Origin of the sequence: Phaeobacter sp. JH20_26 (genome assembly GCF_048056275.1) — a bacterium.
Lineage (GTDB): Bacteria > Pseudomonadota > Alphaproteobacteria > Rhodobacterales > Rhodobacteraceae > Phaeobacter > Phaeobacter bryozoorum.
In genome coordinates this window covers 134,974-161,723 of record NZ_JAYMWL010000001.1, presented here as the reverse complement: position 1 = coordinate 161,723, position 26,750 = coordinate 134,974, and the positions used below count along the sequence as shown (strand labels likewise).

At 59.9% G+C, this 26,750-nt stretch carries 27 protein-coding genes; 10 read left to right on the top strand and 17 right to left on the bottom strand.

Going from position 1 to position 26,750, the window contains the following annotated elements; translation table 11 throughout:
* Positions 1-134: 134 nt before the first annotated feature.
* Together VWY60_RS00790 and VWY60_RS00785 are read left to right on the top strand one after the other, a co-directional pair.
* Positions 135-1,016 (top strand): PhnD/SsuA/transferrin family substrate-binding protein, encoded by an 882-nt coding sequence (locus tag VWY60_RS00790; protein WP_416539636.1) that lies wholly within the window; start codon positions 135-137, stop codon positions 1,014-1,016.
* Positions 1,017-1,036: 20 nt separating this feature from the next.
* Positions 1,037-3,319, top strand: coding sequence for a response regulator (locus VWY60_RS00785; RefSeq protein ID WP_416539635.1), 2,283 nt, complete (start codon positions 1,037-1,039; stop codon positions 3,317-3,319).
* 148 nt (positions 3,320-3,467) lie between these two features.
* On the opposite strand, the gene VWY60_RS00780 is transcribed toward VWY60_RS00785, so the two are convergent.
* The 3 genes from VWY60_RS00780 to VWY60_RS00770 are packed head-to-tail and all read right to left on the bottom strand — an operon-like array spanning position 3,468 to position 5,520.
* Positions 3,468-4,265 (bottom strand): metal ABC transporter permease, encoded by a 798-nt coding sequence (locus VWY60_RS00780; RefSeq protein WP_340547728.1) that lies wholly within the window; start codon positions 4,263-4,265, stop codon positions 3,468-3,470.
* On the bottom strand, positions 4,262-5,041 hold the full coding sequence (locus VWY60_RS00775) for a metal ABC transporter ATP-binding protein (RefSeq protein ID WP_340547727.1): 780 nt from the start codon (positions 5,039-5,041) through the stop codon (positions 4,262-4,264). The genes VWY60_RS00780 and VWY60_RS00775 overlap by 4 nt, the downstream gene beginning before the upstream one ends.
* Entirely contained in the window at positions 5,038-5,520 is a 483-nt protein-coding gene (locus tag VWY60_RS00770; protein WP_340547726.1) for a Fur family transcriptional regulator, read from the bottom strand. The genes VWY60_RS00775 and VWY60_RS00770 overlap by 4 nt, the downstream gene beginning before the upstream one ends.
* Before the next feature lie 96 nt (positions 5,521-5,616).
* On the opposite strand from VWY60_RS00770, the gene VWY60_RS00765 reads away from it, so the two are divergent.
* The gene (locus VWY60_RS00765) at positions 5,617-6,621 is read left to right on the top strand and encodes a zinc ABC transporter substrate-binding protein (RefSeq protein WP_416539634.1); all 1,005 of its coding nucleotides are present in this window, start codon (positions 5,617-5,619) and stop codon (positions 6,619-6,621) included.
* Here the strand turns inward: VWY60_RS00765 and VWY60_RS00760 are convergent.
* From VWY60_RS00760 to VWY60_RS00730, 7 genes are all read right to left on the bottom strand, one after another.
* Positions 6,615-7,916: an NAD(P)/FAD-dependent oxidoreductase gene (locus VWY60_RS00760; RefSeq protein WP_416539633.1), complete on the bottom strand. Its 1,302-nt coding sequence runs from the start codon at positions 7,914-7,916 to the stop codon at positions 6,615-6,617. The genes VWY60_RS00765 and VWY60_RS00760 overlap by 7 nt on opposite strands.
* 171 nt (positions 7,917-8,087) lie before the next feature.
* A complete protein-coding gene (gene modC, locus VWY60_RS00755; RefSeq protein WP_416539632.1) occupies positions 8,088-9,206 on the bottom strand; it encodes a molybdenum ABC transporter ATP-binding protein in 1,119 nt (372 codons plus the stop codon).
* Entirely contained in the window at positions 9,200-9,898 is a 699-nt protein-coding gene (gene modB, locus VWY60_RS00750) for a molybdate ABC transporter permease subunit (protein ID WP_416539631.1), read from the bottom strand. Before modB ends, modC begins: the two co-directional genes overlap by 7 nt.
* A 9-nt stretch (positions 9,899-9,907) precedes the next feature.
* Entirely contained in the window at positions 9,908-10,723 is an 816-nt protein-coding gene (gene modA / locus VWY60_RS00745; protein WP_416539630.1) for a molybdate ABC transporter substrate-binding protein, read from the bottom strand.
* A 187-nt stretch (positions 10,724-10,910) separates the two neighbouring features.
* Positions 10,911-11,465, bottom strand: a complete 555-nt coding sequence (locus VWY60_RS00740) for a chemotaxis protein CheD (protein WP_340547720.1) — start codon at positions 11,463-11,465, stop codon at positions 10,911-10,913.
* A 24-nt stretch (positions 11,466-11,489) separates the two neighbouring features.
* Positions 11,490-12,428 (bottom strand): CheB methylesterase domain-containing protein, encoded by a 939-nt coding sequence (locus VWY60_RS00735; RefSeq protein WP_416539673.1) that lies wholly within the window; start codon positions 12,426-12,428, stop codon positions 11,490-11,492.
* A 156-nt stretch (positions 12,429-12,584) separates the two neighbouring features.
* Positions 12,585-15,017, bottom strand: a complete 2,433-nt coding sequence (locus tag VWY60_RS00730) for a methyl-accepting chemotaxis protein (RefSeq protein ID WP_416539629.1) — start codon at positions 15,015-15,017, stop codon at positions 12,585-12,587.
* A 389-nt stretch (positions 15,018-15,406) separates the two neighbouring features.
* Between VWY60_RS00730 and VWY60_RS00725 the strand changes: the two genes are divergently transcribed.
* From VWY60_RS00725 to VWY60_RS00695, 7 genes are read left to right on the top strand one after another with little or no spacing between them, the layout of a single operon-like run.
* The gene (locus VWY60_RS00725) at positions 15,407-15,694 is read left to right on the top strand and encodes an STAS domain-containing protein (RefSeq protein WP_340547718.1); all 288 of its coding nucleotides are present in this window, start codon (positions 15,407-15,409) and stop codon (positions 15,692-15,694) included.
* Entirely contained in the window at positions 15,691-16,065 is a 375-nt protein-coding gene (locus VWY60_RS00720) for a response regulator (protein WP_340547717.1), read from the top strand. Before VWY60_RS00725 ends, VWY60_RS00720 begins: the two co-directional genes overlap by 4 nt.
* A 1-nt stretch (position 16,066) precedes the next feature.
* Positions 16,067-18,202 carry a chemotaxis protein CheA gene (locus VWY60_RS00715; RefSeq protein WP_416535507.1) on the top strand — a complete coding sequence of 712 codons (2,136 nt, stop codon included), beginning with the start codon at positions 16,067-16,069 and terminating at the stop codon, positions 18,200-18,202.
* The gene (locus VWY60_RS00710; RefSeq protein WP_340547715.1) at positions 18,186-18,674 is read left to right on the top strand and encodes a chemotaxis protein CheW; all 489 of its coding nucleotides are present in this window, start codon (positions 18,186-18,188) and stop codon (positions 18,672-18,674) included. The genes VWY60_RS00715 and VWY60_RS00710 overlap by 17 nt, the downstream gene beginning before the upstream one ends.
* On the top strand, positions 18,671-19,534 hold the full coding sequence (locus tag VWY60_RS00705) for a CheR family methyltransferase (RefSeq protein WP_340547714.1): 864 nt from the start codon (positions 18,671-18,673) through the stop codon (positions 19,532-19,534). The genes VWY60_RS00710 and VWY60_RS00705 overlap by 4 nt, the downstream gene beginning before the upstream one ends.
* Before the next feature lie 37 nt (positions 19,535-19,571).
* A complete protein-coding gene (locus VWY60_RS00700) occupies positions 19,572-19,958 on the top strand; it encodes a response regulator (RefSeq protein ID WP_340547713.1) in 387 nt (128 codons plus the stop codon).
* Between the two features lie 35 nt (positions 19,959-19,993).
* On the top strand, positions 19,994-20,299 hold the full coding sequence (locus VWY60_RS00695; protein ID WP_340547712.1) for a hypothetical protein: 306 nt from the start codon (positions 19,994-19,996) through the stop codon (positions 20,297-20,299).
* A gap of 93 nt (positions 20,300-20,392) precedes the next feature.
* Here VWY60_RS00695 and VWY60_RS00690 read toward each other — a convergent pair whose 3' ends face one another.
* The 7 genes from VWY60_RS00690 to VWY60_RS00660 form a co-directional block, all read right to left on the bottom strand.
* Complete coding sequence (locus tag VWY60_RS00690) at positions 20,393-21,781, bottom strand: PepSY-associated TM helix domain-containing protein (RefSeq protein ID WP_416539628.1); 1,389 nt, start codon at positions 21,779-21,781, stop codon at positions 20,393-20,395.
* A gap of 59 nt (positions 21,782-21,840) precedes the next feature.
* Positions 21,841-22,221, bottom strand: coding sequence for a DUF2946 family protein (locus tag VWY60_RS00685; RefSeq protein ID WP_416539627.1), 381 nt, complete (start codon positions 22,219-22,221; stop codon positions 21,841-21,843).
* Positions 22,222-22,336: 115 nt separating this feature from the next.
* Entirely contained in the window at positions 22,337-23,560 is a 1,224-nt protein-coding gene (locus VWY60_RS00680; RefSeq protein WP_416539626.1) for an NnrS family protein, read from the bottom strand.
* 32 nt (positions 23,561-23,592) lie between these two features.
* Complete coding sequence (locus tag VWY60_RS00675) at positions 23,593-23,763, bottom strand: NnrT protein (RefSeq protein ID WP_416535503.1); 171 nt, start codon at positions 23,761-23,763, stop codon at positions 23,593-23,595.
* A 65-nt stretch (positions 23,764-23,828) separates the two neighbouring features.
* Complete coding sequence (locus tag VWY60_RS00670; protein ID WP_416539625.1) at positions 23,829-24,011, bottom strand: protein NnrT; 183 nt, start codon at positions 24,009-24,011, stop codon at positions 23,829-23,831.
* Position 24,012: 1 nt separating this feature from the next.
* The gene (locus VWY60_RS00665) at positions 24,013-25,950 is read right to left on the bottom strand and encodes a nitric oxide reductase activation protein NorD (RefSeq protein ID WP_416539624.1); all 1,938 of its coding nucleotides are present in this window, start codon (positions 25,948-25,950) and stop codon (positions 24,013-24,015) included.
* Between the two features lie 4 nt (positions 25,951-25,954).
* The gene (locus tag VWY60_RS00660) at positions 25,955-26,749 is read right to left on the bottom strand and encodes a CbbQ/NirQ/NorQ/GpvN family protein (RefSeq protein ID WP_416539623.1); all 795 of its coding nucleotides are present in this window, start codon (positions 26,747-26,749) and stop codon (positions 25,955-25,957) included.
* Position 26,750 lies beyond the last annotated feature (1 nt).

Below are 26,750 nucleotides of genomic sequence, written 5' to 3'. Positions count from 1 at the left end.
CCACGCTCTGAGGCGAGCCGTAAAATTATTTATACTATTTCAGGGCCACTTAACCAAATTTTCTCACTATTCAGGGTAAACAGATGCGCGAGACCACCGATCGGGCAGCGCCTGGATTCAGACTGGAGACGATGATGCAAACCGCTTCGAAACATCATAATAAGCCAGCCGGCATGGGCCGCCTGTGGTTGGTATTCTGTGTCTGTCTGATGGCGCTGCTGGCGCCGATGACAGCACGCGCCGAAATTACCCTGACGTTTGGGACCTATGCCGCGGATAAACCGACGGTAACGGTTAAGAAATACCGCCCCTTCCTGACGTTCCTGTCGAACCGTCTGGGCGAGGTGCTGGGCGAAAAAGTTGTCATTCGGATGACAGTTGCCAAGGAATATCAAGAGGGTATCGACCAGCTCGCCAATGGCGAGGTGGATTTCGCGCGTTTCGGTCCGGCCTCTTATGTGCATGTGATGAAACAGAACCCCGACATCAGGATCGTTGCCATGGAATCCAAAAAGGGGCGCAAGCGTTTTAAGGGTGTGATCGTCGTGCATCGCGACAGCACCATCACTCAACTGTCGGATCTTGCGGGGCTCAGCTTTGCCTTCGGGGATGAGCTGTCGACGATCGGGCGCTACCTCGCCCAAAGCCAGCTGCTTGAGGCCGGGATCGACAGCGGTGATCTGCATACCTATGAGTACCTCGGCCGCCACGATCTGGTGGGGGAGGCGGTTGGCGCCGGAAAATTCACGGCAGGTGCCCTGAAAGAGAGCACCTACAAGAAACTGATCGCCAAAGGGGTGCCGATTCGGATCTTGGCGAGCTTTGATAATGTGACAAAACCCTGGCTTGCATCCTCGACCCTCTCGGAGGAGGTGCTGCTGGCCATGCGGGAGATCATGCTGTCGTCAGAAAATGAAGAGATCGTGCGCCGAGTGTCCAAAAACGGCTTTCTTCAGGGGGCCGACTCCGACTACGACCTGATCCGCGATGCGATGGAGCAGAGCCAGGCATTTTAGCTTCGTCACCGAGGTCTCCCATGAAACGTACGGGCATACTCTTTCAGATCGTCTTGTCATTGTCGCTGGCTGCCTTGCTGGTGGCGGTGGCGATCGGCGATGTTGCGCGTCGCTACGAGACCCGCAACCTGCAGGACCAATTGAAAGAGCAGGCTGAGCTGACCATCTCGTTGCTGAGCGGGCTGATGCTTGAATCGATCATCGTCGAAGATGTGCCGGTGCTGGAAACCGGATTGACCGAGGCGATTACCCGCAATCCCAAGCTCCTGAAGATCCAGATCCAGGATAGCGCGGGTACTCCGATCGCGGAGGCGGGCCGTACGGATCAGGTGGGGCCGGATGACTTTGTGATGTATGACCGCCCGATCACGCTCGACGGGTTCGATTTTGGCAATATGGTTGTTCACTGGTCTACCCGTGAGGGGCAGGCAATGGTTCAGCACAAGGTCAGCCAGACCATCATGTGGACCGTGGTGGCCGTGGCAGTGCTGTCCATTCTGGTGCTGATACTGGTGAGCGTGCTGGCATTGCGCCCATTGCAGATCATTCACCAGCGCATGTCGGATGCGATCGCCGGCTTGTCGAACCGGCAGGCCCGGCTGCCCTGGTTTGCCTCGCGCGAGTTTCGGGCCTTGGATTTCTCTGTCGGTGTGCTTGAGGATACCTTTGAAGAGCGGGACGAGCGTGAGTACGCATTGGATGAGGCGCGGAAATCGGCTGATATCGCCAATCGGGCCAAATCCGAATTCCTGGCCAATATGTCCCATGAAATCCGCACTCCGATGAATGGCGTCATCGGCATGGCGGAACTGATCCTGGAGACGGATCTGGACGAAGACCAGACCATGTATGCCGAGACGATTGCCAAGTCTGGCTCGGCGCTGCTGACGATCATCAACGACATTCTGAATTTTTCGAAGATCGAGGCGGGCAAGATGGAGCTGGACCGCGCGCCCTTTAACTTGCAGACCGCAATTGAGGACGTCGTGACACTGTTGTCGCCCAAAGCCGCGGAGAAGAATGTCGAGGTGACACTTCGCTATGATCCGAACCTGCCGGAATGTTACGACGGCGACGTTGGTCGTATCCGCCAGATCCTGACCAATGTGGCGGGTAACGCGGTGAAGTTCACCGGCAGCGGCTATGTCTATATCGAGGTCTCAGGCGAGTCTGAGTATGGCTACACGGATCTGCGCATTTCGGTCACCGATACCGGCACCGGCATACCGGAGGACCGGCTGGACCTGATTTTCAATGCCTTTGAGCAGGCCGACGGAGCCGCGACCCGCAATTATGAGGGCACCGGACTGGGCCTTGCGATATCCACGCGCTTGCTTGCGCTGATGGGCGGGCGGATCTCTGTACGGTCGGAACTGGGCAAGGGCTCGGTGTTCACCATTGAGCTGCCACTGCGGATCCGGCCCAACCAGCCGAAGCCTGCTCAGGATGAGCGGGATTTCAAGGGGCTGCGGGCACTGGTTGTTGATGATCTGGAACTCAACAGGATTATTCTGACTGAGCGGTTGGCGACCTGGGGGGTGAAAAGCATCGCAGCCGGATCGGCCCATCAGGCGCTGGAGATTCTGCTGGATGCACGCCACGACGGTGTGCGTTTCGACGTCATTCTGCAAGATTTCCAGATGCCGGGGATGGATGGGAAAGAGCTGGCAGAGCGGATCCGAGATATCCCGGAATATCGCGATCTGCCGATCGTTATCCTGTCCTCGGTTGAAAATACGCTGGACCGGGCAGCACGCGAACATCTGGGTCGCTGCGAAGTTGCGCTGAAGCCACTGCGTGCGGCGCAGCTCCAGTCGGTTATGAGTCGGGTGCTCGAGATACCCGCCGATGCGCCTCAGGACACGGTTCAGCCACCGGTCGCGGATGATATGGAGGCCATACCGCAGGTGAAACTGCTGCTGGCGGAGGACAATCGAACCAACCAGCTCGTCGTATCACGCATGTTGAAGGCGGCTCCCATCGAGGTCTTGATCGCCGCGAATGGTGAGGAGGCGGTGACCATGTTTGCGGAACACCAGCCGGATATCGTGCTGATGGATATGATGATGCCGGTCAAAGACGGGATAGATGCGACGGCTGAAATCCGTCAGCTCGAACGGGAGCAGGGGATGCGCCGCTGTCCGGTCGTCGCGTTGACGGCAAATGCCCTGCAGTCCCACCGCGAGGAATGCCTTGCCGCAGGCATGGATGACTTCCTGAGCAAACCGATCAATAAGAAGGCCCTGCTTGGAGCGGTAAGCAAATGGGTGGAATGCGGCCCGTTGCTGAAGACCGGAACCTGACGCCACCTGATGGCACCGGGCGCCAGCCGACAGAACCGCCGCGATCAGGCAATAACCCCCTGGTTGACGGCGACCGATTGCTGATCCGGCCTGCGGTGTTTGCTGATGAGGGTTTCCTGGCGCATCTTTCCGGTGCTGCGGCGTTGCCTCAGGCTCGGCTGAAGAGCTGTTTGAGGCTCGACAGGGCAAACAGGCTCGCGGCGAGGCAGACAATTGTCGGCCCGGTGGGCGTGTCGAACATGAACGCCAGTTGCAATCCGCCCAACGCCGAGATCGCGCCCGTGATGGCTGCAATCACCGTCATGCGTTCCGGTGTCGCGGCAAACGGGCGCGCGGTGGCGGCCGGGATGATCAGCATGGCTGCAATCAGCAGAACTCCGACAACCTTGATCGCTACGGCGACCACAACCGCCAGCGCCAGGGTCAGCACCAGTTGTTCGCGGCGCGGATCAATGCCTGCGGCGTAGGCCAGATCCGGGTTCAAGGTCGCGGTCAGCAAGGCGGACCAACGCCACCACAACAGGGCCACAACAAGGATCGCGCCGCCCCAGATGATCATGAGATCCTGACCATTGACCGCAAGGATATCGCCGAAGAGATAGGCCATCAGATCCAGCCGTACACCATGCAGGAAAGAGACGGCCACAAGACCAAATGCCAGCGATGAATGAGCGAGCACCCCGAGCAGCGTGTCAACGGCATAGCCCCGACCGCTGAGGGTTGAGACAACCGTCGCCATGATCAGTGCCATGGCAAGGACGCCGACAAAAATCGACGTGTCGAAGCTGAGCGCAATTGCGATGCCGAGGATGGACGCGTGGGCCGTGGCATCACCAAAATACGCCATCCGTCGCCAGACCACGAAACAGCCCAAAGGGGCCGCCGCAAGGGCAACACCTACGCCTGCAAAAGCGGCGCGGATCAGAAAGCTGTCGAAGATTGTCATGACTGTTGTCTCACCAGATCGGGCGTTGCAGGTTGCGGGTCATGCGCGTGATCATGACCGCAGCTGTGATCATGGGAATGATTGTGTTCGTGCCGGTATAGCGCCAGAGCGCCCTGTGTGCCGGTGCCGAACAGCGCCCGGTATTCCGGGGCGGAGGCGACATGCGCAGGCGCGCCTTCGCAACAGATATGACCGTTGAGGCAGATCACCCGGTCCGATGCGGCCATAACCACGTGTAATTCGTGACTGACCATCAGAATGGCGCAGCCCAGATCGCGGCGCAGCTGTTCAATCTGCTGGTAGAAGGCGGCTGATCCGGGCTGGTCCAGCCCCTGCGTGGCCTCATCAAGGATCAACAGCTGTGGATCGCACAGCAGGGCGCGCGCCAGCAGAACTCGCTGGAACTGACCTCCCGAAAGACCGGTCATCTGGCGTTTCATCAGCTGCCCGGCGCCCGCTTGCTCCAGCGCTGTTCGTGCTGCGGCGTCGGTCACGGGGCTGGGCAGGCTCAGGAAGCGGCGCACTGTCAGCGGGAGCGTCGGGTCGATATGCAGTTTTTGCGGCACATAGCCGATCCGAAGTCCCGGTGCCTTTGACACGGTGCCGCGGGTGGGACTCAGCGCGCCGATGATGGTGCGCAAAAAGGTCGATTTGCCGGAACCATTGGGGCCAACGATCGTGACAATCTCTCCGGGGTTAATGGCAAAGTCGACGTTGTGCAGCACGGGGTTTGCATTGTGGCGTACGGTGACGCCGTCCAGATTGACCAGTGTCATTGCGCGTCGTCCTGCTGGCATTTGGGGCACAGGCCCTCGGCCTCCATCACCGTCCGTTCGATCAGGAATCCTGCCTCGCGGGCGGCAGTTCCCAGACGACCGTTGGTGGTTTGCGAGGGGGCTTCGGCAACCGCGTTGCAGGTGCGGCAGATCATGAAGACCGGCGCGTGATCGTCGCCGGGATGGCTACAGGCCACAAAGGCGTTGAGTCGTTCGATCTTGTGCACAAAGCCGTTCTTCACCAGAAAATCCAAGGCGCGATAGGCGATTGGTGGCTGTGATCCAAGCCCTTCGTCGCGCAGGATGTCGAGCAGATCATAGGCGCCCATGGCGCGATGGGCCTGGAGCAGGATTTCCAGCACGCGGCGGCGTACCGGGGTGAATTGCAGGCCATGTGCACGGCAATGGGCATCTGCAACGGCGATACCGTCGTTTATGCAATGGCTGTGGTCGTGCGCATGAAATCCGATGGGGTCCATCTGAGGCTCCGTTGGGCGGTCTCTCTTTCGGGGTTGATATGTTATGTTATGACGTTTATCAACCGCCGTAATGTTATACAATTACATGAGGCCATCATGGGACATCTCCGCTATCTTGCAATTGCCGCAACTGTCTGTACCACAGCGACGACAGCTCTCGCCGAGGTTCCGACGGTCGCGGCTGATATCACGCCAGTCCATGGCCTCGTCTCGCGGGTGATGCAGGGGGTTGGCGCCCCTGAGCTTGTGGTGCCGCCCGGCGCTTCGCCGCATAGCCACGCGATGCGCCCCTCCGAAGCGCGGGCATTGGATCAGGCGAATCTGGTGTTCTGGCTTGGCCCGAGGCTGACCCCATGGTTGGAGGGGCCTATCGCGACGCTGGCCTCTGACGCCACGGTTATCTCCCTGCTTGAGGCTGACACAACGCGGCAGCTGACGGTGCGTGACACAGTTCAGTTCGGGCGCGGTGATCACGATGAGCACGCAGAAGAACACTCCGATGACCATCATGAGGGGCATGGGGATGACCACAATGATGCCCATCACGATGAGGAGGGGCACGACGATCACGGCCACAGGCACGAGCCGGGAAGCCTGGATCCGCATGCCTGGTTGATGGCGGAGAACGGCAGCGCCTGGTTGCAGGTCATCGCCGAGGCCCTGGCTGACGCCGATCCCGACAATGAAGCGCTATACCTGCGGAACGCCGCAGAGGGGCAGGCTGAAATTGCGGCGGCGACCGCTGAAATCTCCGCCAAACTGACCCCGGTTGCGGGCAAGCCGTTTGTGGTTTTTCACGATGCTTATCAGTATTTTGAAACCGGGTTCGGTGTTCAGGCCGCCGGTGCGATCTCGCTCAGCGATGCCTCTGATCCAAGCCCGGCGCGGATCGCGGAGATTCGCGCGACGGTCCAAGAGATGAAAGTGCAATGTGTGCTGTCAGAGCCGCAGTTTAACCCGGGCCTGGTCGCGACGGTTCTGGACGGTACGGAGGCGCGCACAGCTGTTGTTGATCCACTGGGTGTAACGCTGGATCTTGGCCCGGATTTCTATCCGAAGCTTCTGACATCTGTCGGGGCGGCCATCGCCAGCTGCTATTGATCAGCAGCTGGCGATCTTGAGCCCGAGCGTTCGGCCAACAGATGGATCAGCGTGGCCCCTGTTTCGTAATAGGCGCCACGCAAACCTGCGAAGGGCAACCGGTGATGGTGGCTCAATGGGACTGGCAGCTGGGATGGGTCTTCACCAATCAGCGCGTCTGCCATGCGTCTGCCAAAGAGCGTGCCGGGACCGATGCCCCGGCCCGAATATCCAAAACAGGCAAACCCTTGACCAAGATCTATAATCTTGGGGATGTGCTCCGTTGTCATGGCGATTTTGCCTGCCCATTGCGTCTCGAGCGGGTAGTCTGCAAGAGCAGGGAACATGCGCGCCAGTTTGCGCCGCAACCAGTTGCTGTGCACACGGCCGGCTGGGTGTGAGAGTTCCCCCATGCCGCCGATGATCAGCCTCCCCGCACGGTCGCGGCGCCAGGAAGACATGATCAAACCCGTGTCCCAGCAGCCTTCGCCCTGCGGTAGGATCTCGTTGGCCAAATCATCGGGCAGCGGCGCTGTTGCCGCCTGAAAATAGCTGACCTGAATAGACGCCGGTGCTGCGTAGCCAGCGATGGGTTGCGGATAGGCATTGGTCGCCATGATCAGATGTCTGGCGCGCACCGTGCCACCGGGCGTCGCGACGAGCCAGCCAGTGGCGTGACGGTCAAGAGTCACGACCGGAGACTGGGCGTGCAGACGGGCCCCCTGGGCCATCGCGGCGCGGGCCAATCCGATGGCATAGGCCAGCGGTTGAATCGTGCCGGCACGGGGGTCGAACAACGCGCCATGGACCGCGTCGCTGCCGACCCGAGCAATTGCTTCGCTGCGCGACAGCAACCTGACCGGAGCGCCAATCGCAGCCAGCTGCCGGTGGCGATTGTGAAGATCCTTCAACCCAGAGGGCGCATGGGCGCAATGCAATGTTCCATTATGGACCGGTTCACAGTCGATCTGATGGGTCTTGATCAGATCAAAGACAGCTGCGGGCGCTGCTGCCAGCAGCTCCGAAAGCCGCGCGCCAGCCACAGTTCCCAGTGCGGCGTTGATCTCTTCTGGCGGCAGCCAGAGACCGGCGTTGACCAGCCCGACATTTCGCCCGGATCCGCCTGCGCCAAAGCTATCGGCCTCCAGCAGGCAGACATCAGCACCCATCTCTGCCGCGCGCAAAGCGGCGGAGCAGCCGGTGTAGCCGCCGCCGATGACAACGAGATCGGCCGAAACCTCGCCGGTCAAAACGGGGGCCGAGAGCCCCTCGCGGGTGGTTTCCTGCCAGAGGCTGCGACCCGGCTCGTGCGTCATGACCGACGGCCTATAACCTCGGGAGACGTCGTCTCGATTGTCTGGTGCTGCACTTGCGCCTCCCTCCTTGGCGTGACGGGTGTCGGACACCGTTTGCTGATGGCCTGTCACCCTTCGGGCATACCGCAGCGACTGGCCTCTGCCGAGAGAAATCAGCAGAGCGCACACGGTTTACCGTGAGATTTCATGCGGCATATGTTTGCCCCTGTGCGCACCGCCCACGTCCTCGGGTGCGACGGACACGGATTTAACGATAGCATGGCACTGTGTCCCGACCGCGAGGTTCAGCGCAGCGGCAGATCGTCGGGTGACCCGCGCCAACAGGGCGCCGGCGGGCGTCTGCAATGATATCATAATACCCGGTCCCCCGCCGCTGCGCAGGGCGGTGATCCGGCCCGGAAGAATGTTCAGCGCAGACAGGCCGATGGGGCGCTCACGCGAGAGGATCACCTCGTGTGCCGATATTCGCACACGCACGGTTTGACCCGGCGGATGTGGCACCTGCGGCAGGAACAGCGCAATGCCACCGGCATTCAGTTCGCTCAGCCCATCTGGATGGTGCTGCTCAACGACGGCCTGAAGGATAGCGCCCGCGCCGCGCACGCCGGTCGGCATGATGGCCGGATCAGCGAGGACAACATCGGCAGGACCAACGCGACTGCATTTTCCATCCTGCAGGGCGACCACTGTCGTTGCCAGGCGGGCAACCTCGGCAACGGAATGAGTCACATAGAGTATCGGCACCGAGAATTCGTCGCGCAGCCGCTCAAGATAGGGCAGGATCTCTGCCTTTCGCGCCTCGTCCAACGCGGCAAGAGGCTCATCCGCCAGTATCATGTCCGGTGCGGCCAGCAATGCACGGCCAATGGCCACGCGCTGTTTTTCGCCCCCGGAGAGATGTGTCGGGTGGCGTTTCAGCAGCCCGCCCAGCCCTAGCATGTCGACCACGGTGTCAAATGGCGCTGCCTTACGGTTCTTGCCGATAAACCGTTGACCGTAAGAGAGGTTTTTTGCCACCGTCATATGCGGGAAGAGCCGGGCATCCTGAAAGATATAACCGATGTGGCGTCGATGAGGCGGGATGTTGATGTCGGCACCGGTGTCCAGAACAATGCGACCCTTTACGCGGATCTTGCCAGTGGCCGGTTTCAAAAGACCTGCGACCGCGTTGGTGACGGTGGTCTTCCCGGCGCCTGAGCGGCCAAACAGGACGGTCACCCCGGCCGGCGCTGCAAAATCGACATCAACGGCAAGTTGCCCCAGTTGATGGGTGAGCTTGACCTCTAGCATGTGGCGCCCCGCACACGTTTTGCCACCCGTCGCGCCAGCCATTCGGAGGCCAGCAAAGCTGCCATGGCGATGACAACGGAGACGATCACCAGACGCAGCGCGGCATTTTCACCGCCAGGAACCTGCAGGAAGGCGTAGATCGCCGAAGGAATGGTCCGCGTCTGGCCGGGGATGTTGGAGACGAAGGTGATCGTTGCTCCAAACTCGCCCATCGCCTTGGCAAAGGCAAGCACAGCACCCGCAAGCACGCCGGGCAGGATCAGGGGCAGAGTGATGGTCACGAAAACCCAGAACCGCGATGCGCCAAGCGTTGCAGCGGCCTGTTCCAATCTTGGATCTACGGCCTCCAGCGACAGGCGCATGGCGCGCACCATCAGCGGGAACCCCATGATCGCGGCGGCGAGCGCAGCGCCGGTCCAGCGAAAGGCAAATGTGATCCCGACCGCATTCAAGGCCGTGCCGACCGGACTGGGGCCACTGAACACAATCAACAGAATGTAGCCGGTCACCACCGGTGGTAGGATCAGGGGCAGATGGACCACCCCGTTCAGCAGGGCCTTGCCCCGAAACTGCCCGCGCGCCAGCGCCAGCGCCACCATCAGCCCCAGAGGAAGCGACAGCAGGGTTGCCCAGAACGACACTTTCAAGGACAGGGCGACCGCCTGCCATTCCTCTGGACCAAGCCACTGCATGTCGAAGGATCACTCCACTAGAACGGTGAAACCTTGCCCGACAAAGATGTCTTTCGCAATCGGGCTGCTTAAGAAGGTGAGGAAATCCATGGCCTTCTGCCCATTGTGGGTTGCCGCGGCAGGGTAGACTATCGGCCCGTGGCTGTCTGCGGGGAACCGGTCAACGACGCTAACGTCGCTCACTCCGACAATGTCGGAGCCGTAGACGATGCCAAGCCCGGCCGCTCCACGGCGGACAAGCGCCAGGGCTGCCCGAACATTGTCTGTCTGGGCAATATGTGGGTGCAATTGATCCCAGAGCCCGAGGTGCTGCAACGCGGATTTGCCGTAGATGCCTGCTGGCACCGCATCAACCAACGCCATCGCCAGCGGGCGATCCTGGACCTGTTCCAGAAGCCCTGACCCGTCGTTCAGTGACAGCGCGTCACTTTTTTGTTGTGCGGCGGCGGGTGCAATCAGGAGCAGAGAGTTGCCGAGCAGATCGAACCGGGTATCCGAAGCAATCAGGTCTTGGCTCTGGGCCCAGTCCATCCAGGCTGCGTTGGCAGAAATGAAGACATCCGCCGGTGCACCATATTGCAGCTGCCGGGCCAGAAGGGAGGACCCGGCCAGGGACAGATCAACGGCGATGCCGGTTTGCTCCTCATAGACCTGCGATATCTGCTCCAACGCGGTTTTGAGACTGGCTGCGCCAAAGATGGTCAACCGATCGGCCAATGCTGCCCGGGGCAGCACGAAGGTGAGGGCAAGGGCAAGGCAAGCAACGCACCGAATTATCCACGATCCCAGACCCTTGGGCAGGGTGAACTGCTGGTTGTGTTGCACGGTAGATCCTGTCGTCGGATGACACATTGGATCATAGCGGCTCATCCGGGCAGGCTGCAAGGCGCAAGAGGGTTGGTAGAGCCTCAACCCATGACCAAAAAGAAGGGCCCGAAACTAGCGGACCCTTCCTGAAATTTCTGGCGATTGCGGACACGGGACACAGGCGTGTTGCCCGTCCCTTTCTGCCTTAGAACAGCGTCACTGCGCCAACATCTGCCGCAGGCTTGGCAGCCGGTGCCGGACGTGCCGCGACCCGTTCCTGTTCGCCCAGACGCCGATCATCCTTCACCTGTGTCTGCTGTGCAGCACCCGAAACAGCGTGGAAGCGGACCCGTCGTGCCGAGGTTCCACCGACGCTGGAGGAGACAACAGCGATGCCCTCATCCCTCAGAAAGCGCTGGACAAAATCCGCATTTGAGGCCCCGATATCGGAGAGGTTGGCCGACATCTTGGCGCCGCCAAAGACCTTTGCCTTCAGGTTTTCGCGGCGAGCGCCCTTTTTCATGATGCCGTTGATCAGCAGTTCCATCGCGTGGATCCCATAGCGGGCATTGACGCTATCGCTGGCCGTCGAGGAGGCCAGCAGGAAATGGTTCATGCCGCCGACGCCCACTTGGTCATCGTAGATACATGCCGCGATACAGGACCCAAGCACGGTAGAGAAGACCACGGTTGGTGATGTCGATACGCGATACTCGCCCTGTAGGACGGTCACCGTGGTGGAGTTAGCAAATACGCTCAAGGTGATTTCCTTCCCAGTTATCTGTCAGGTCTTGCAAGCCTGAATCAATGTTCCGGCCATTCGCGCAAGCGAGACCTGTTGCTGCGCGGCGCCCATTTCCCAGGCGACACGTGGCATCCCGTAGACGACGCTGCTTTTTTCGTCCTGAGCAAAGGTTTTCGCCCCAGCTTTGCGCAGTTCAAGCAGCCCTTGCGCCCCATCTTGGCCCATACCGGTTAAGATTGTCGCAACAACGCTCTTTGCCATCGGGACTGCGGACATAAAAAGCGCATCAACCGACGGCATGTGACCCGAAATCGGCGGGCCTTCCTTGAAGCGTGTGCGATAGGGTTTGCGAGGGGTGAGCCCCATGTGGCGGGGCTGCCCTGCGGCCACATATACATGGCCGGGCGACAAGTTCATATTGTCATCCGCAGACAGCACCTTTGCCGGACAGATGCGATCCAGAAGCGAGACCAGCCCGCGCCCAAAATTCTTGCCGGTGTGCTGAACAATCAATGTTGGCGGACAGTTCAGCGGAAATCCGACCAATACGCTGCGCAGGGCTTCGACACCGCCGGTGGATGAACCGATTAGGATGATCTTGTCGCTGCCGGGGCCTGCGGCAGCGGCAGTGCCCTTTTGCATGGGAGAGGCCTGATCCCGTCGCGGGGCCTTGACCATCATGTCGAAGTAGCGGGCAAAATCATGCGGATTGTCGGATTTTGTGAGTTCGAAGATCCCGGCACCCACATCGAGCAGGGGGGATGAGCTGCGCGCAGGCGTCGATGTCTGGCTGTCCATCACAGATACCCAACGGATATCCAGCGCAGAGAACAGGGCCAGCATCATTTCGAATTCGGGCAGTTTGGTGAACCCATCTTCGACGAAGGCGAATGTGGGTTGCCCGGCTTCCGCCTGATTATAGGCCATCATCAGATTATTGGCCAAGAGCACTTGGAGGCCAGGATAGGTGGCCTCCATGTGGTGTTGTATGGTCTGCGCAAAACGCCGGTCCGTGGTGATGATCAATAGGCTCTGTGACAATGCTCATTCCGCTTGTTGCGTTCGGACAAGGGCCGAAGTGTTTCAGATGTAGGGGCGCCCGGTCCAACTACGGTCCGGGCGCCTTCCGCAGGATCAGAAATCCTGCCAGATGTCCCTGGCCGCGTTGCCATTGGTGCTGGCAGCTGCCGGTGCCGGTTGCGGTGTGACCGCCTCCATATCCCAGTCGTCGCCATGGGCGCTGGGGGCAGAGGGCGCCTCGTCAGGAGCTTCGTCAAACGCCATGGTTTGCGGCTTCTGCATCGCTCCGGTCTGGCCTTCAGTCGATTTTGGCATGGGGGTTGTATTGCCGCGGGATTGAGCTGCGCCCGCCACGACCCTGAAATGGGCGACCAGCTGGGCCAGCTTGGTGGCATCGGCATTGAGCATATGCCCGGCGGCAGTGGCCTCTTCGACCATGGCGGCGTTCTGCTGGGTGACCTGGTCAAGCTGGGTCACGCCGGTGTTGATCTCATGCAGACCAGTCGACTGTTCGCTGGCACCGGTTGCGATGCCCGAAACCAGTTTCGAGATATGACCGACCCGCTCCACGATGCTTTGCAGCGCGTCGCCGGTTTTGCCCACCAGATCAACGCCCCGCTCCACCTGTTTGGTGCTGTCACCGATCAGCGTCTTGATCTCCATCGCCGCATCCGAGGACCGCTGCGCCAGGGCGCGCACCTCGCTGGCGACCACGGCAAAGCCCTTGCCCGCCTCGCCGGCCCGCGCGGCCTCGACACCGGCGTTCAGCGCCAGGAGGTTGGTCTGGAAGGCGATGTCGTCAATCACCCCGATGATCTGCGAAATATGGGTCGAGGACTGCTCGATCTCGGTCATTGCGGAGACGGCGCTCTGCACCACGGTGCCACTTGTTTCGGCCTCCTGCTTGGCGTCCTGCATGATGCTTTCGACACTGCGGGCGCCTTCGGCGGCGGATTTCACGCTGGCCGTCATCTCGTCCAGGGCGGCGGCGGTTTCCTCCAGCGTGGCGGCCTGGCTTTCGGTGCGATTGGACAGGTCGTCGGAGGCCTGGCTGATCTCATTGGCGCCGTTGCGGATGCTTTCGGCGGTGTCGATCACCTGGGTCACAGTCGCGCTCAGCGTTTCCGCGGTGCGGTTGAAATTCTCCCGCAGCTTCTCGTGATGCGCCGGGAACGGATCGCTGATCGGCTGGGAGAAATCGCCACCGGCAAGACGCACCAGGCCGGAGCTCAGCTGTTCGACGACGATTTCCTGTTGCCGCTGCAGTTCCGCGCGCTCCAGTTCCGCCGAGCGAGCCTGTTTCAGATCATCCTGCAGGCTGATCAACTGCTTGCCGATATCGCCGATTTCATCGTTTTGATTCGCTTCCGGGATTGGTGATTCGAGATTCCCGGACGCAACCTCTTCGATTCGACCGCAGATCCGGTTGATCGGCTTGGTGATCGAGCGCGCAAACAGCCAGCCGAATACAGACATACCTGCGGCACAGGCCAGCGAGATCAACAGCAGGCGATTGCGATCGCGGTTTACGGGAGCAAACAGCTCTGCGCGGTCCTGTTCGGCCACGATCGCCCAGCTGGCCTGCGGCAGGCCTACGGGCTCAGAGTAGGCGACTACAGCACTGCCGGCCACACCAGTTGTGTTGGCATAGAAGCCTGAATTGCCAGCGAGGGCGCGAGACAGGTGCTCGGCTGTGTCCAGTTCGTCAAGAACCTTGTGATGGTCGTTATGGCGCGATTTGGTGCGGACCTTCATATCCTGACCGACGATGAACACATTCAGCGTTTCGGTCATCTCGCTTACCGGGTTTACGATATTCGTCAGCATCTCAACGGGCACCTGCAACGCCAGGACACCCTGAAGTTTGCCTGCAACATCGAACACTGGAGTCGCAACAAATGAGGCCGGATCGCCATTGCTGGGCGCATAGCCTTCGAGATCGGCAAAGATCACGGTTCCCGCCGATGCCTTGATGGCCGAGCGGAATGCCTTGCCCAGACCTGATGCGGCATAGGCGCCATCAACCAGATTGGAGGCATAGTCCGCTTCCTTCGTCACGGAATAAACGATGTCGCCTGCCGGGTTGATCAAGAAGACGTCGTAATACCCCTTGTTCTGCAGAACGGCAGTCAATGAAGGATGAAAACGGGCATGGTGCATGTGATAGGGCGAATCGCCGCCCCCCCGGTTAAGGAGGTGTTTTTCGCCGGCTTTGTTCGGGTTGGCGTCAACATAGGCGTTCCGCAGAACCTTCTGTGCGTCACCTTCGATCCCGTCCCAGGTCATCGTGAACCACTCCAGCGCGGTGGCCGTCGACGGAATGGTGGCCAAGGTCGACGCATCCGCCTCGATACCCTCCATCAGCGCACGCAGGGCAACACGGCGATCCTCTGTCATCGCGTGGAATTGTTGTTCGGCGTGTTTCATCGCCGCATTTTGCAGCGCAATCGAGCTGATCGTGACGAAAGCCGCCGTTATCAGCACACCGAACCCCACAATGAAGAGGGGCAACTTATACGCCAGACGCAAGGTGGGAATAATTTTCATCGGACACTCCATTCACAGGCACAAGAAGAGGATGGTGGCCTCTGCTTTCCCTTCTTGATGCCTGCTAGGAGTTAATTTCGAGCTTACGAGCGGTTGGTTTTTCACGGCAATTTCCCGGTAAAACTCCACAGCCGGGGCACCGCCGGAGTCCGTATAATTATATTACCTTACGCTGCTGCTGTTTTTGTGGCGGTACGCCCGGCGGAAAAATTCAGACGATTTGCAGCCGGTAAAATTTTGCGAAATTGCAGTTGGTTTTTACCGCCAAATCCTCGCTAATTCCGGGCCCCGGGGCGCCGGTCCGGCAATCAAATATTAAGGCCCGGCGTCTACTCCTACCGTATCGACTTGAAACCTGTCGCCGAATACGGGGGTGCGAATCGCTGACCATGACGACGGAAACGCAAAAACACATCTTGGACCTGCCCAATGCTTTCTCGGATCTTGATCCGCTGATTTCATTCTTGCGCGGGGCGCGCACTCAGGCAGTGGAGATTGATTGCAGCAGTGTGGCGGTCATGCCGTCACGCTGCCTGCAGCTTCTGCTGAGCGCAGAACAGCAATGGCGATCGGAGGGGCTGGGGTTCTCAGTCTCTAAGATCACTGAAGGGTGCCGGAAATCGCTCACTCTTTTGGGGCTCGAGCCCAACCGATTTGAAGACGAGGAAACAGCATGAAGACGAAAGTTCTGGCAATCGACGATTCCCGCACGATCCGGAATCTCCTGGCCGCCGCTCTTGAAGAGGCCGGTTTTGAATACCATTGCGCGGTGGATGGCCGCGAAGGTGTGGACATGTATGCCGACGTGGCTCCGGATGTGGTGATTACCGACATCAATATGCCAAACCTCGACGGGTTCGGCGTCATCGAAGAGCTGCGCGGGGAAGGCATCAATTCCAAGGTTCCAATCCTGGTCCTGACCACCGAGAGCGCGCCCGAACTGAAGGCCCGCGCCCGCGGTGCCGGCGCGACCGGATGGATCACCAAACCATTCGACGACGCATCCCTGATTTTCGCGCTGAAACGCGTCACCGGGGCCGCAGCCTAAGATGGCCGGGTCGATACAGGACACATTCTTCGAGGAGTGCGAAGAGCTCCTCGAAGCAATGGATGAGGGTTTGACCGCTATCGAAGGAGGCGATCATGACCCTGAGGTGGTCAATGCTGTCTTCCGGGCGGTTCATTCGATCAAAGGGGGAGCGGGCGCATTTGGCTTGGATGAGCTGGTGGCCTTTGCCCATAAATTCGAAACCGTCTTTGACGAAGTGCGGGCCAACCGGCTTGGTCTTGATACCAAGCTGATCCAGCTGTTGCTGCGCTCCAGCGATCATCTCTCTGATCTCGTTTCGACCGCGCGCGATGGTGGCAGCACCGATGAGGCCCATCACGATGTGCTCATCGCGGCTCTCGAGGAATATATCGATGAGGATGAAGAAGAGGTGGTTTTCCAGCCCATGGGGTTGGGCGGTGCCTTTGAGATGTCGCCAATCGAGGTGGAGAAAGAGCGGGTTTACTCGATCCGTTTCCATCCATTGAAAGACATGTACGGGACCGGTAACGAGCCTTACTTCCTGTTCCAGACGCTAGCTGATCTGGGCACGCTGGAGGTGGCGCTTGACGAGAGCGAGTTGCCAGGTTTCGATGCTCTGGATACCGACGAGAGCTATCTTATCTGGGCCTTGACGCTCACCACAACAGAGCCAAAGTCTGCAATCGAGTCTGTGTTTGAATTTGTCGAAGGGCTGTGCGAGCTGTCCATCGAATCCGACATGGATGAAGAAGACGAGGCCAATGCTCTGGCTGCACTGGAGGCTGCATTTGGTGCCGCTCCAGAGGAAGGCGGTGATCAGGTGGCTGCCCCTTTTGAACCGCCGGTCTCAGCTCCAGAACCGGAGGCTGTGGCGGCCCCGGTGGCCGCGAAAGCGGCTGCGCCAAAAGCTGAGGCCGCGAAGTCCGAGCAGCGTGGGCCAAATCCAACGCTGCGGGTCGACCTGGAACGCGTCGATCGTCTGATCAACGCCGTCGGCGAATTGATCATCAACCATTCGATGTTGGCACAGCAAATTGCCAACCTTGATGTTGCGGATCTGCGGGACGTCGAGACCGAACTGGAGGGCTTTAAAAATCTTGCCCGCGATATCCAGGAAGGTGTCATGTCTATTCGCGCGCAACCAGTCAAACCGCTGTTTCAGCGTATGGCGCGGATTGTTCGTGAGGCCTCAGCCGCAACTGGAAAAACGGCTAAGCTGATCACCGAGGGTGAGAATACCGAGGTCGACAAGACGGTCATCGAGCGACTCTCCGATCCGTTGACCCATATCTTGCGGAACGCGGTCGATCACGGTGTCGAAAAGCCCGACGATCGCGAAGCTGCGGGCAAAAGCCGCAGTGGTGAGATCCGTCTGTCAGCCTCTCACCGGTCCGGTAGTGTCTGTATCGAGATCAAGGACGATGGTGCCGGCGTTAATCGCCCGCGGGTGAAGCAGATCGCGATCGACAAAGGTCTCATTCCAGAGAATGCGGACCTGACCGACAGCGAGATCGACAACCTGTTGTTCTTGCCTGGTTTCTCCACAGCCAAGGAGATTTCCAATCTCTCCGGGCGTGGTGTTGGCATGGATGTGGTTAAAAACGCTGTCACGGCTTTGGGCGGGCGGATCAATATTGCCTCTACCCCGGGCAAGGGGTCGGTCTTCACCATCATCCTGCCCCTGACACTTGCAGTCATGGATGGAATGGTTGTTTCGGTCGCCGACCAAACGATGGTTGTCCCGATCACGTCCATTGTCGAAACAATGCGCGGCAGTGATGACATGGTCAACAATCTGGGGGCCGATGGCACGCTGCTGTCGATCAGGGGTAACTTCGTCCCTGTTTGCGATGTGGGCGGGGCGCTTGGATTGTCCAAGGCCGACCAGGATCAGCCACCGGGCGTCTATCTTCTGGTAGAAACGGAGACTGGTCAGCGCAGTGCCTTGGCCGTGGACGATATTCACGATCAACGCCAGGTGGTCATCAAAAGCCTCGATGGCGTTTGCGGGAATATTCCCGGCGTCGCCGCTGCCACCATTCTTGGTGACGGTAAGATCGCTATGATCCTTGATCCTGAAAGTATTCTTGCGGCTTCGCCTTCTGCAGCCGCTTTCGACACAGAGCGGAGAATAAGCAATGCAATCGCAAGCTGAAGCCAAATATGAAGATTCAGAAGTCAAACACGCCCAGCACAGCGAATTTGTCAGTTTCACCGTTGCTGGTCAGGCGTTCTGTCTGAAAATCACGCAGATCCGGGAAATCCGTCGCTGGTCTCCGGTGACGATCCTGCCTCATGCGCCCGCAGATGTCTTGGGCGTGATGAACCTACGCGGCGCGGTGATCCCGATCTACGATCTGTCCGCGCGATTTGGGCTGCAGCAGACCGAAGCGAGCGAGCGAAACGTCGTGATCGTTGTCTCGGTGCACGGCAAGCCGGTTGGTCTGCTGGCAGAGTCCGTATCGGAGATCATCTCGATCAACCCGGATGATATCCAGGACACCCCGCCGGTGGATAGTCGCAACACGATGGACTACATCCAAGGGATTATTTCGCACGATGAAACCATGGTGCGGATCATCAATCTGGATGCGGTCATCACTGTACCGGAACAGGTGATCTCGTGACCATTGCCAATCCCATTGATTCTCGTGCGGATGGTTTCACCCTGTCTGATCAGGATTTCGAAGCCATCGCCGATTTCGCGCACAAGCACTTTGGGCTGGCCATGTCCAGCAGCAAGAAACCCTTGGTTTCTTCTCGCTTGGCGCGGCGGTTGCGCAAGCTCAACTATACCGATTTCAAATCCTACCTGAAGGAGTTGAACGGACCAAATGCGGATGTGGAGCGCAGCGAGCTGCTGTCTCTGCTGACGACAAATGTGACGCAGTTCTTTCGAGAGCCGCATCACTTTGACACTTTGCGCGACGACGTGCTGCCGCCGCTCCTGGAAAAGGCGCGTCGCGGAGATCGGGTGCGAATTTGGTCGGCAGGGTGTTCGAACGGGCAGGAACCCTACACCATCGCGATGGTGCTAAAGGAACTGTGCCCGGATGTTGAGAAACTGGATGTCAAAATCCTTGGCACCGATATCGATCCTGTTGTTGTCCGCAAGGCGTCGTCGGCACGCTACTCTGCTGAAGAGCTGTCGCAGATCCCGCAGAAATACAGCGGCTACTATAAGATCGAAGGGCAAGATGGTGCGATCCGCGAAGATCTGCGTGCCCTGCTGACATTTGGTGTGCTCAACCTGATCGAACCCTTTCCGTTCAAAGGAAAGTTTGACGCCATCTTCTGTCGAAACGTGGCCATCTACTTTGATACCCCGACCCAGCAAAAGGTCTGGCACGCCTTTCAGCGCAGTCTCAATCCGGGCGGCTATCTGTTTATCGGCCACTCGGAACGTATGTCCGGCCCTGCGGCATCGGCGCTGCAAACCGTCGGAATCACCACTTACTTAAACTCTCCTGCCGGTGGGAACACCTGAGCAGTCCGGCAAAAAAAGAGAAAATGAGGAACTAAAAATGAGCTTGAAAGACTCTCTGCGTGTGATGGTCGTTGACGATATGTCTACCAGCCGAGGCATCCTGACCCAATGTCTGGACGAGCTTGGCGTGAGTAACTACATGGTTGAAAACAACGGGCAATCTGCGTTTCAGAAGCTCGTGACCAATCCGGTTCACCTGGTGCTGTCCGACTACAACATGCCGGGCATGGATGGGCTTGGCCTGCTGAAAGCGCTGCGTGAGCACCGCGTGACACAACGTGTAGGCTTTATCCTCGTCACGGGCAAACCGACACCGGAGATCGTTGAAGTCGGTCGTCGCCTGGCGATGAATAACATCATTCGCAAGCCGTTCACCGTTGCCACGATGAAGCAGGCAATCGAGCAAGTGGTTGGCCGCCTATGAACATGCAGTCGACACCACCGCCAAAGGGTCACACGGTGAGTGATCTTTGCGATGTGTCACGCGCGGAAATGCAGCGGTTGCAAACCCAGGTGCAGGCGCTTGAAGATACGGTGCTTACAATCTTTGAGCGTGGGACGCCTCCAACCCGCGAAGAGCGGCAATCGCTGCAGGATTTCGATCTTGTCGTGCAGACGCTTGCGGCCCTGGGAAAGTTCTATGCGGAACTACAGAAGCTTGCGAAGGAAACCGGCGGTATCAATCTCAACGATAGCAGCGCCGTGGTGACATTGCACAAACTGCGTGACCGGCTCCGCGATCCGGCCAGCGCATCTCAGAAGTGAGACCCTCTGCACCGCCCATCGGGCGGTGCAGTCATATCTTGGGTCGTGCGCATGCCTGGTCGCTGGCGTATCTGCCGCATGTTTCGACTGATGTTATGTCAGGCGGTGGCGTAGCGCGGGCAGGCGCGTCAGGATCAACCCGTCCAGCATCAGCAGCGCCAGAAGAGCCAGCCCCGCCATCGGAAAGGCAATGCATACGGCAATTCCGACCAGTCCTGCGCCTTTCCAGAGAGGCAGCTCCTTGGGCATCGGGGGGGCGGAGAGGCGGCCTGATTTGGTAGGACGACGCTTCCACCAGAGCACCACGGCACTGGCACATAAAAACAGGATGGAGAGGCAAACCAGCGTATTTGCCAGAACGCTCCACAGCCCCAACGTGCCCATATGGAGGGCAATCCCGACGGCCATCGCCTTTCCGGGCCAAGAATAATCGGCAAACCGGACATCCGCCAGAATCTTGCCGGTGTAGCGGTCGACATGGACAGTCCGGTCAGAGGTGGGGTTGATACTGTCGGTGCTCATGGAATCGCGGCTTAGGGTCCAGACACCGGTATCGCCGCGTGCAATGCTGAGCTGATATCGTCCGCCAAATCCGATCTGGCGCGCCAGGGCGTCAACGCTGTCGATGTCGACAGTTGCACCGATAACACCGCTGATGCCCGCAGTTCCCCCTGAAGCTGGCATCGGCGTCTGCTCAAGTGCCCAAGGAACCTCGCGGCGGGTGTGGTCCATGCTGGCATGGGTATCGCCGGACAGGGGGACGTTGTCCCATTTCTCCGCCGGAAACTGGCTCCAGGCCTGAACCATTTTCCCACCCCAGAGACCGGCCCAGGCAAGGCCTGAAACCAGAAACAGTGCAAGGAAAAGCGAAATCCAGAAACCGACCACCCCGTGCAGAGATCTCCATGTCGTCCGGCCGCGTCCCCGGCTCGGCAGCAATGCGTGGCGCCAGCCCAGATTTCGGGGCCACCACATGTATAGGCCGGTCGCGATCAGCAGCATGGTCAGAGAGGCAGCGGTTTCCAGGATGCGGTCGCCAGTGACGCCGAGCATCAGATCGCTATGCAGACTGTCGGCGAAATCATACCATCCGCTGCGGCGCGGGAAGGTTTCGATGACCGTCGCCGTATAGGGGTCGACCGCGACCATCACTGCGTCACCGTCGTGATCGATGCGAAAGAGCGCGGCGAGGTCGGCACCTCGGGGGGCCACATATGTTTTCAAGATGCCATCAGGCAGGATTGCCTGCGCGGCATCGGCCTGCGCCGAAAGTGGCAGGGCGTGGGCTTGAGCAGTGACGGGGGTACGTTCGCCATCGCGCCCGTCAACCCAGGCGATCCACAGCATGGCCAGCCCGGTTAGCGCGAGTGTTGCGAGAAACGGAATGACGAACAGGCCGGTATAGAAATGCCACCGCCAGGCAGCAAAATAGAGTTTCTGCGTGCGGCCCTGCGGCTGCACGGGGGAATGGGGCAGGGTCATAGGTTGGCTCCAGGCCTTTTTTGGCTGCCGGTGTGGCAGCGCATAGTTTGCAATTGACGTCAGAGAAGGAAGGTCAATGGCGCTGGAGGGGCCCGGGTGCGATGTGCCGGACCACGCGGGCGGTCTCGGTGCAGCGGTTTGACGACGGCTGCGCGTGTTCTCGGACGCTGTACCAAGCGCAGGCCGGGCGTTTCTGGATGGCTCGGCATCAGGGCCGCAGCGGTCAGTCGGCAGGCTTCACATTTTGCACGAGCACCGTGATCTGGGTCCGTGCTGTCACCACAGAGATCGCTTAATGTGCCGCCTGCGGCGACAAAGGCGGCATAGTCCGGCGAGTGAACGGTGCGGTCATAGCGATGTGCAAATCCGGTGCCGACCATGGCCAGCACCAGCGCTAGCATCATGGTCAGCCGTGGCAGGATATGTACCGCGAATCGCATGTGCAGTGTGTTACTTCGACTGCGGCGTGATGGCGAGTGATTCTGCTGTATTACCTAAGGTTTTGTGAGTAAAATCATTGCACTAGGTTGGTACAGTCCCGACGATGGTGTCGCGCTAGGTGTCCGTCGCCGGTCGTCGGGTGGAGAGCAGGGCCCGTCCGAAGAGCAATGCGAAGCCGAAGAAGGCGATGCACCACGCGATTGCCGAGATCAGATAGAGCTCATGCGCGATATCGGACCCGCTGTTCGCCACAAGCCGCGCGAAGGTGGCTATTATGATCGCCAACAGGAGCAGTCGGGTGCCTGCTCCTGCGACCAGTGGGCGGCCGGTATGTCCGAGCGTGGCGCGGATCATGACGGCCAGCGTCATTATGCCAATAGCCCCGGCCATCCACAGATGCTGGGCGGATGCGGGATCCAGCGGCAGCCGCAGCAGCCGGATCGAGGCCATCAGGAGGGCGCCGATGGGGATCATTGCATAAGCCAGGTGCAGAATGCCCAGCAGTGGCTCCGCTCCTGTGTGATGTCCCTGCCAGCGGACCAGTCGCAGCATCTGCGCAACACCAAAGATGGCCAGCGCCGCTGCGGCTGCGATGTGATCTGGTACAGCAACCCATATGGCCAAGGTCGGCAGGCTGAGTGCCAATGCGATTTTGTCCAGAGATTGCATTGGATCCGCAGGACGCACATCAGCCCCCTGTTTGACCAACCAGTTCCGGGTGAAACTGGGGATGATACGTCCGCCGATCAGGCAGATCATTCCAATCGCGTTGGCCAGTCCCAGACGCAGCCCCAACCCCTGTGCGGGATAGCCGCCCGCAGCCGTTTCCAGATGCAGCAGAAGCAGCGCCAATGCGTGTATTGCCAGCAATAGAAGGATGACGAGGTTGCGCCAGTTCTTTCCTGCGATGATCTCGCGCAGGACCACGGCGCCAAGCATGAGTGGAAAACTCACATCGACCAGAGTGACGGTCCAGACCGGAAGAAATGCGCCACATAGCGTCACGAGACGTCCCGCCATCCACAACAGAACCAGTGCCAGCAGCGGTCCTCCGGTGAGCGGAGCGCGACCGGTCCAATTTGGCACGGCGGTAAGCAGAAAGCCCGCGAGAACGGCGCTGAGGTAACCAAAGAGAAAAGACTTCGCGTGCCAGGATACAGGATCAAGCCTGAGCGGTAGGGTCAGCGTTCCGCCGAGCAGCCCGATCCAGGCGATCATCGCCAGTCCTGCCCAAAGCGTCGCAAGCAGGAAAAACGGCCGGAAACCATAGGAGAGTATCGGCGGGGTGCGCAATGTCGTTGTGGTATTTCCGGCATCTGCCTTGGTGGTCGCGGCCATGGGTCAGCTCCGCTAGTATTCGGGTAACAGGTTCAAGATTGCGGCACTTCGGCGCTGTCCATAAGGCGTCGGATATGTCCGGCAAAGGCGTAGGTGGCGGGCAGGGCGATTACCGCACCTATGATGATCGACGGGGATATGCCCAGAACGGGCAGACCCAGCCAGCTGGTGATCAGAGCAGCGAAATATACGTTCAGTGCCATCGCACCGGCGCCAAACGGGTAGAGTCTGACGGTTATGCGCAAGCGCGACCAACCGGCTCGCGCAGTCATCGCCGCATCACCAGCATGTGCACCGCCGCAAGCGCCATAACCAAGGCGATGCAGGCCAGTGCAAACCAGAATTCGGCAGTTGCCGATTGCGCCTGCGGAACAGGCCGGTCAAAGCCCTTGGCTATGGCGGGCGAAGCGACGGTCGCGGCGCAGGATAGGATGAACAAGATACGGCGCATGTCAGGTCTCCTGTGTGAGTGTTCGGTAAATGTCGGGCAGCGCGCGGGTCAGCCGTGTGGGATCCGACAGCAGTGAAAACCCGCCGCGTCCGAAAATTCGGGCAAACCAGTCCTGACCGTCTTCGTCGATGATGATGCCGTGCAGGCGCTGGCCTGCGCGCCGGGCTGTCCGAGCGGCCATGCGGCTGTCTTCGATGCCGTGCTGGCCTTCGTAATGGTCCAGATCGTTGGGTTTGCCATCGGTGAGGATAATCAGCAGCTTACGGCTGGACGGCTCCGTTGCCAACTGCGCGCTGACGTGGCGGATTGCGGCGCCCAGCCGTGTATAATGGCCCGGTTGCAACGCGCCGATATTGGCGGTGACGTCCTCAGACATCGGCGTGTCGAACCCCTTGCAGCGGGTCAGGAAAACGCGATCGCGGCGGAGCGAGGAGAACCCCCAGATCGCCAATCTGTCGCCGGCCACGTCGATCCCGAACGCCAGCGCCGCCATGGCATTGCGCGCAATCTCAATCACGCTGCTGTCCGCAATTGCGGCCTCGGTGGAACGCGATGTGTCGATCAGAAAGGCGACCGATAAATCCCGCTGTTGCTGGCGTGTGTTCTGCCAGAGCCGGTCACTGCCGCGCCCTGTTGCGGCCAGCTCGGCCCGGGCGCTGATCACCGCATCGAGATCCAGCTCGGCGCCGTCGATCTGGCGCGGTTGCAGGATCCGGCGTGGACGCAGGGCCTCGAACTGGCGACGGACGCTGCGGATCTGGCGCGGATCGGGGCGGAAGGGACGTGTGGTGTCAGGCTGCGCTGCGGCCTCCAGCACGCGGCAATGATCCGCCATCTCGCTTTGGCTACGATGGTTCCATTCGGGATAGGTGAATTCAGCGCTCAACCGTTCGTGTTCGGCATCTGCGGGCGACAGGTCCAAATGCAGTCGAAGCCGCGAGGCAAGGCGGCGGTCGTGTTTGGTCAGAGTTATCAGATCCTGATCCTCGGCGGCTTTCTGGGCATTGTCCGGATCGTCGTCATCAACGCTGCGGTTGATATTCATGGATTCGACCCAGGACAGGATTGATTCAAATCGGTGCAGGATGAAGCTGTCCTTGCGACGGGCCTGCTCCTGGTCTGCACGCACGCCGAGCTTGCGTTGGCTCATGGTGGCGGCGGCCAGTGGCGTCCTTTGGTCATCAGGATCGGCCGCAGCCGAGGCGGAACTCTCGGGGGAGGAATAGCGCAGCCAGATCGGCACCGGAGCGAAGGGCATGTATCTTTGGGACCTGCTGCTGTCTCTTGAGGGAGTGAATTCGCCCCAGTCGGCCGCTATGGCCCAAGGATCCAACGACAGGGCGGCGACGATCTGCTCTGCCACTGCGCGTTCGGCCGTATGCAACGGTCGTGATTGGCGTTGTGTCACACATAGAGCGGCCATCTGGAGATAAGCGGGCCTCAGGCCCGGACAATGTTCGGCAGCCCGCCTGCTGGCGGCAATGTTGGCCCGGATCCGGGCCATGTCCAGCGCCTGCGCAGGCATGTCGGCGCGCGGGTGCAGTTCTGCTGGATCGGTTACCGCCGCAAGCGCAACCAGCCAGAAATAGGCGGCCCGGTTCAGATCGTAGCTGGGAAAGCAGGCGATCACCGGCGGCAGGGCCAGCCGAGTACCGTCATAGCAGGGGATATATTCACGCAGCCGGTCAGCGGCGATCCGATGGCCGAAGGAGCGACGATGCTGCGCGACGGTAGCGGGGGTTTCGACCAATTCCACAGAGGCAGATCCCCCCAAGGCGCGAAACAGGACGGCAAGGCTGCGCCGCAGGTCCTGCAACCGGCAGGCCGCAGCAGATAGAATTTCACCATCCGTTGCGACCTCACCGGCGAGATTGCTGGCCATATCGTGCCAGAGGTTGCCAACAGTTTCCTCCGGCTCCATCAGGTCGAGCAATTTCATGGCGCTACCCGTAGATCGTGGCGATCAGATCGCGCAGCGCTTGTTTGATATCCTCTTCATCGGTGAGGGGCTCGATGATCGCGGCGTCCAGTGCCGCTTCTATCGCCATGCCGCTTTGGATCAGGCTGGCGGTGTAGATCAGCAGCCGGGTCGAGACACCTTCCTCAAGATCCATGCCCGACAGCGACCGGATGTGCCCGGCCAGCCGGACCAGAGGCTGAACACGGGACGGATCCAGGCCGCTTTCCTGCGCAACGATGGCGATTTCCGCCTGCGGGTGCGGGAAGTCGAAGCTGGCCGAGAGAAAGCGCTGACGTGTTGAGGGTTTGAGACGCTTTAGCACGTTCTGGTAGCCCGGATTGTAGGAGGCGACCAGCATGAAGCCTGGCGGCGCCACCAGCTCTTCTCCGGTGCGGTCGATCATCAGCCTGCGGCGGTTGTCTGTCAGAGGGTGCAGCACAACTGTCACATCCTTGCGCGCCTCGACGACCTCATCGAGATAGCAGATCCCGCCTTCTCGGACAGCCCGGGTCAGTGGTCCGTCGACCCACTGGGTGTCGCCGCCCTTCAGCAGGTAGCGGCCAATCAGGTCGGCGGCCGAGAGGTCATCGTGGCAGGCCACAGTGTATAGCGGACGGCCGAGCCGGGCGGCCATATGTTCGACGAAACGTGTTTTGCCGCAGCCGGTTGGCCCCTTTAGCAGAAGGGGGAGACCCTGGCTGTATGCGGTTTCGAACAGGGTGCATTCGCCTGCAATTTCAGAGTAGTGCGGGATCGCGCAGGGGGTTTGCATATTCATG

Excerpts from the sequence above, each read along its gene's own strand:
- VWY60_RS00790 (WP_416539636.1), top strand. The coding sequence starts at position 135 with ATGCAAACCGCTTCGAAACATCATAATAAGCCAGCCGGCATGGGCCGC.
- VWY60_RS00785 (WP_416539635.1), top strand. The coding sequence starts at position 1,037 with ATGAAACGTACGGGCATACTCTTTCAGATCGTCTTGTCATTGTCGCTG.
- VWY60_RS00780 (WP_340547728.1), bottom strand. The coding sequence starts at position 4,265 with ATGACAATCTTCGACAGCTTTCTGATCCGCGCCGCTTTTGCAGGCGTA.
- VWY60_RS00775 (WP_340547727.1), bottom strand. The coding sequence starts at position 5,041 with ATGACACTGGTCAATCTGGACGGCGTCACCGTACGCCACAATGCAAAC.
- VWY60_RS00770 (WP_340547726.1), bottom strand. The coding sequence starts at position 5,520 with ATGGACCCCATCGGATTTCATGCGCACGACCACAGCCATTGCATAAAC.
- VWY60_RS00765 (WP_416539634.1), top strand. The coding sequence starts at position 5,617 with ATGGGACATCTCCGCTATCTTGCAATTGCCGCAACTGTCTGTACCACA.
- VWY60_RS00760 (WP_416539633.1), bottom strand. The coding sequence starts at position 7,916 with ATGACGCACGAGCCGGGTCGCAGCCTCTGGCAGGAAACCACCCGCGAG.
- modC (WP_416539632.1), bottom strand. The coding sequence starts at position 9,206 with ATGCTAGAGGTCAAGCTCACCCATCAACTGGGGCAACTTGCCGTTGAT.
- modB (WP_416539631.1), bottom strand. The coding sequence starts at position 9,898 with ATGCAGTGGCTTGGTCCAGAGGAATGGCAGGCGGTCGCCCTGTCCTTG.
- VWY60_RS00735 (WP_416539673.1), bottom strand. The coding sequence starts at position 12,428 with ATGGAGGCCACCTATCCTGGCCTCCAAGTGCTCTTGGCCAATAATCTG.
- VWY60_RS00730 (WP_416539629.1), bottom strand. The coding sequence starts at position 15,017 with ATGAAAATTATTCCCACCTTGCGTCTGGCGTATAAGTTGCCCCTCTTC.
- VWY60_RS00725 (WP_340547718.1), top strand. The coding sequence starts at position 15,407 with ATGACGACGGAAACGCAAAAACACATCTTGGACCTGCCCAATGCTTTC.
- VWY60_RS00720 (WP_340547717.1), top strand. The coding sequence starts at position 15,691 with ATGAAGACGAAAGTTCTGGCAATCGACGATTCCCGCACGATCCGGAAT.
- VWY60_RS00715 (WP_416535507.1), top strand. The coding sequence starts at position 16,067 with ATGGCCGGGTCGATACAGGACACATTCTTCGAGGAGTGCGAAGAGCTC.
- VWY60_RS00710 (WP_340547715.1), top strand. The coding sequence starts at position 18,186 with ATGCAATCGCAAGCTGAAGCCAAATATGAAGATTCAGAAGTCAAACAC.
- VWY60_RS00700 (WP_340547713.1), top strand. The coding sequence starts at position 19,572 with ATGAGCTTGAAAGACTCTCTGCGTGTGATGGTCGTTGACGATATGTCT.
- VWY60_RS00690 (WP_416539628.1), bottom strand. The coding sequence starts at position 21,781 with ATGACCCTGCCCCATTCCCCCGTGCAGCCGCAGGGCCGCACGCAGAAA.
- VWY60_RS00685 (WP_416539627.1), bottom strand. The coding sequence starts at position 22,221 with ATGCGATTCGCGGTACATATCCTGCCACGGCTGACCATGATGCTAGCG.
- VWY60_RS00680 (WP_416539626.1), bottom strand. The coding sequence starts at position 23,560 with ATGGCCGCGACCACCAAGGCAGATGCCGGAAATACCACAACGACATTG.
- VWY60_RS00675 (WP_416535503.1), bottom strand. The coding sequence starts at position 23,763 with ATGGCACTGAACGTATATTTCGCTGCTCTGATCACCAGCTGGCTGGGT.
- VWY60_RS00670 (WP_416539625.1), bottom strand. The coding sequence starts at position 24,011 with ATGCGCCGTATCTTGTTCATCCTATCCTGCGCCGCGACCGTCGCTTCG.
- VWY60_RS00665 (WP_416539624.1), bottom strand. The coding sequence starts at position 25,950 with ATGAAATTGCTCGACCTGATGGAGCCGGAGGAAACTGTTGGCAACCTC.
- VWY60_RS00660 (WP_416539623.1), bottom strand. The coding sequence starts at position 26,749 with ATGAATATGCAAACCCCCTGCGCGATCCCGCACTACTCTGAAATTGCA.